A 2,597-nucleotide genomic window follows, 5' to 3' on the forward strand; every position below is an offset into this window, starting at 1 on the left:
GTGGATCAGTTTTGCACCGTTGGTAACAATCACCATTAACCTGTTTACGCAGCCACAGGGCCGCACATCGGGATTAAATGCGGCTTTCAGACGGTGTACCTAAGCATCCTTGGAAGGCTTTGTGCACAAAGCTGCTATGCCCAAGGCTAACTAAAACCCAGTTACCAGAAAGTGCCTCTATCCAAAAAGCCAAAAAATATGCACAAGAGGCCGAGTTTTGGCAGCATGTTGGTAGCAAAATGCACTTTGTTATGGTTTCGGGTGACTCAATGAAAACGTTGGTTACGGTTTTTGCAGTAAAGTGAGTGAGCTAATGTAGTATTCGAAATTTCTGAATATTTCTTATGTGCCAAAAGCAGACCTTGCCAAAGCACGTTGTGCACGTTGCAAGACTTGACCCCAGACTTTCTTAGCGAAGTGTCCACTTTTGCTGGTACGGATCACTCGAAAGTGTTAGCAATAGAGTAGACGCGATATGAAGTTGTGTAGTGGTAAGTGGCACTGTCAACATTGGTGCTCATATCACGGATTCGCGAAACGCGATTATAGAAACTGTTGCCATATTAGACTTATGGTGTTTAATATCAGGAACTTAAAGAATTTATTGAAATGCTCGTTGGTGATTATCTCGCTAAAAAGTGCTAGATAAGAAGCAAAACTAAACCTGTTTTTCTCGAGATGTAGATGTGTTGAGTTTGCAACACGTAGGTAATCCCTTTATTTATTGTTTGAATAGAAATCATGGCTTTAGAACAAGTTATCTACAACCTTGAAGAGGTTAAAGGGCTCTCTGATGAAGAGCTTTACCAACGCCTTTATGATAGTTGGGGCTTGGAAAATCATAAAATTGATGTCTGGGGTGAACTGAGTATTAACGTGGCAGGGAACTGGGCTGGTATCCGTAACGCAAAAACTCTTAGTGGCAACCAAAGCATAGAATACCCTCTGGCTGATTCGCATGAATTGCAATCAGGTGTGTTTTTAACCCCATCAGTAGCAAAAATAGTGTTAGGCAATGACACTAAAGGGATGGTTGCTTGTGAACGGTAATCCCCCCGAAAAGCCGGTGTGTTCATAAGTAGAATTTTCTCGTAATCTGAACCGGGAGATTTCTATGAAAAAATCACGTTTTACCGACAGCCAGATCATGGCCATCCTCAAGCAAGCAGAAGCAGGAACGCCGGTGGCTGAATTGTGCCGCGAGCATGGCATGAGTAGCGCCAGTTTCTATAAGTGGCGCTCACGCTTTGGCGGGATGGATGCCTCCATGATGGCCCGTCTGAAAGAGCTGGAAGATGAAAACCGCCGCCTTAAAAAGATGTATGCCGAAGAACGACTAAAAGCCGAGATCATTCAGGAGGCTATGGCAAAAAAGTGGTGAAGCCATCGCATCGAAAGCAGATGGCACAGGACGCAGTCAGGAGTCGAAGCGTCAGCATACATTTTGCCTGCCAGTTGTTTGCTGTCAGCGAAAGTTGCTATCGCTATCAGCCTCAGTTGAATGAAGAAAATGTCATTATTGCCGACTGGTTGCTCCGCATCACTGGCAATCAGCGCAACTGGGGATTTGGCCTGTGCTTTTTGTATCTGCGTAACGTAAAAGGCTTTAAGTTCAACCACAAAAGGGTGTACCGAATTTACCGCGAGTTATCGCTGAACATGCGAATAAAGCCGAAAAAACGACTGAAACGGGATAAGCCCGAACCGCTGACGGTACCTAAAAACAGTAATGAATGCTGGTCGATGGACTTCATGCACGATCAATTATCAGATGGTCGCTCAGTCCGTCTGCTGAATATTATCGATGATTTTAACCGTGAGGCACTGGCAATAGAGGTCGATTTTTCTCTGCCGGCAAACCGAGTTGTGCGAACGCTGGAACAGCTCATTGAATGGAAAGGTAAACCCATAGCAATACGATGTGATAATGGACCAGAATATACCAGTAACACGTTGATATCATGGGCTAATGACAGGGGCATCCAGATTAACTTTATTCAGCCCGGCAATCCGCAGCAAAATGCCTATATTGAGCGTTACAACCGTACGGTACGCTATGATTGGCTGGGGCAACACCTGTTTACATCACTGGATGAATTGCAGAACTATGCCACGCAGTGGCAATGGTTTTATAATCATGAACGACCAAATATGGCGTTGAATGGTTTCACGCCGATGCAACATATTCAACGCATGGCCTGATTCTACTTATCACCTCCGTCAAAAATGGGGGTATTACCCTACATCTCAAAGATTAGCAAACTTCAACTTACGATGCGGCGTCAATCGGAATGCAGAGTGCAAGAGTGGCCATACAGATATCCTGTTGATAGTCTGCCAGCCGTCTTCTGGAGCATTTGATTTGCATAAATTGCATCAGATCTGGGGATTCACTTTGATTAGAGCAATATTGAGAATGACTTACTAACGTCTGATGTTGCGTAAAGCGGGCTTTAAGGATGGTCGCAATGTCAGAGGTAAGGACAGACGTTCAGGATGCAAATAATCAGTGCCGGTTCGTCGCTGATTTTCCTTCAGGCTGACTTGTCCAAAACGAGTAACAATCGCCGGTGATGCTGCCAACTTACTGATTTAGT

At 44.7% G+C, this 2,597-nt stretch carries 2 protein-coding genes and 1 pseudogene; all 3 read left to right on the forward strand.

What is annotated here, in order from left to right:
• Positions 1–80: 80 nt before the first annotated feature.
• Positions 81–305, forward strand: a pseudogene (locus FDW88_RS00885) (hypothetical protein); the annotation flags it as partial.
• A gap of 436 nt (positions 306–741) precedes the next feature.
• Entirely contained in the window at positions 742–1,050 is a 309-nt protein-coding gene (locus tag FDW88_RS00890) for a hypothetical protein (protein WP_249354863.1), read from the forward strand.
• 64 nt (positions 1,051–1,114) lie between these two features.
• A protein-coding gene (locus tag FDW88_RS00895; RefSeq protein ID WP_137361835.1) for an IS3 family transposase occupies positions 1,115–2,202 on the forward strand; the annotation gives its coding sequence in 2 pieces (ribosomal slippage) (positions 1,115–1,367 and positions 1,367–2,202; 1,089 coding nt in all).
• Positions 2,203–2,597: the final 395 nt, after the last annotated feature.

This window comes from Citrobacter sp. wls829 (assembly GCF_005280825.1).
GTDB classification, from domain to species: Bacteria; Pseudomonadota; Gammaproteobacteria; order Enterobacterales; family Enterobacteriaceae; genus Citrobacter; species Citrobacter gillenii.